We start from the raw sequence: 1397 nt of genomic DNA, 5'->3' as shown, positions 1-1397 counted from the left end.
GAAAAACCTTGTGTGGATGCCAGCCGTGTTGCAAGGAAGATTTTGAACCTTTGAACATGTGATCGAGTGCGGTCTTGTGTCAGGCCTCTCAGTTGCGACCATTCACGTGCCGCGGGCCGGTATGGTGATGCGCGGATCAGGTCCAAATCTTCACGGCGAGCTTGAAGCTCTGTGGTTTTTCCTGGTTTCCTGACCCCGATCTGATCGATCATTTGCCCATGCGGTTCATGCCTTCCTCACATCCCCGACGGACCGGCTTCAGATGCGCTGCTGACTTATCATGCAGCCACCATCGCCGGACCCCGGTAATCCTCCTGTTTCGTCAGCATCGCCCAGATGCCCCGTGCCATCTTGTTGGCCAGCGCGATCGCCACCAGCATGCGCGGCTTCTTCGCCATCATGCGGGCAAGCCAGGAGCCTTCGGGTGCACCCTTGCGGCATGCCCATCGAATCACCGCCATGGCACCAATAATGAGCAGACGTCGAATATCGCATTGACCCATCTTCGACGTTTTCCCTAACCGTTGCTTGCCGCCGGTCGACTTCTGCAGCGGCACCAATCCGAGCCAGGCGGCAAAATCCCGGCCGCATTTGAACGTTTCCATGGGGGGCGCGAAGGTTTCCACAGCGAGGGCGCCGATGGGCCCCACACCGGGCATGGTCCGTAAGCGCCTGATCATCGTGCCATGCCTCGACAATGCAGCGATCTTCCTCTCCAGCATGTCGATCCGACCAGTCAGTTGGACGATCAGGTTCAGCAGATCGCAGCAGGTATCGCGGACCAGATCCGGTAGCTCGGTGTCTTCATCCTCAACGATCTCTGCCAGATGGTTCAGATAGCCAATGCCTTGCGGGGCAACATAGCCGAACTCATACAGGTGGGCGCGCAGCGCATTGACCAGTTCGGTGCGCTGATTGACCAACTGTTCACGGGTACGAAACACGATCGCCCGGGCCTGCTGCCCTTCGGTCTTCGGTTCGACGAAGCGCATTGTCGGCCGCTGCGCCGCCTCGACAATCGCCTCCGCATCCGCTGCATCATTCTTCTGCCGCTTGATGAACGGCTTCACGTAGCGAGGGGCGATCAGTCTCGGCTCATGACCAAGCCGGGCAATCTCGCGGGCCCAGTAGTGAGCACTCCCGCACGCCTCCATCGCCACGATGCAGGCCGGCTGGGCCGCCATGAACTTCCGGACCTGCGGGCGCGACAGCTTCTTGCGAAATACGACTGATCCGTCAGCCGCCGCGCCGTGCAGTTGAAAGACGTTCTTTGCTAAATCGACCCCGATGATGGTAACGTTTTTCATGGATGCCTGCCTCTCCTTTGCGTGGCGCTAACACCACAAACTTGGCACATTGCGATGCCGTCGGGGAGGCTGGCATCCACCCCATCTTCA

The 1397-nt window shown here is 59.3% G+C and carries 2 protein-coding genes; both read right to left on the bottom strand.

Annotated elements, in window-relative coordinates:
* A partial coding sequence (locus CO676_RS35885) for a hypothetical protein (RefSeq protein ID WP_210202670.1) occupies window positions 1-212 on the bottom strand: 212 nt, incomplete at its 3' end.
* Between the two features lie 66 nt (window positions 213-278).
* Entirely contained in the window at window positions 279-1307 is a 1029-nt protein-coding gene (locus tag CO676_RS34230; protein WP_097524308.1) for an IS110 family transposase, read from the bottom strand.
* Window positions 1308-1397: the final 90 nt, after the last annotated feature.

The organism is Sinorhizobium sp. BJ1 (assembly GCF_002531555.1).
Lineage (GTDB): Bacteria > Pseudomonadota > Alphaproteobacteria > Rhizobiales > Rhizobiaceae > Sinorhizobium > Sinorhizobium fredii_B.
Note: the sequence above shows the minus strand (reverse complement) of the source record. Positions and strands in the feature narration are given on the sequence as shown.

What these genes read in the sequence shown, in the direction of transcription:
- CO676_RS34230 (WP_097524308.1), bottom strand. Translation starts at nt 1,307, where the DNA reads ATGAAAAACGTTACCATCATCGGGGTCGATTTAGCAAAGAACGTCTTT.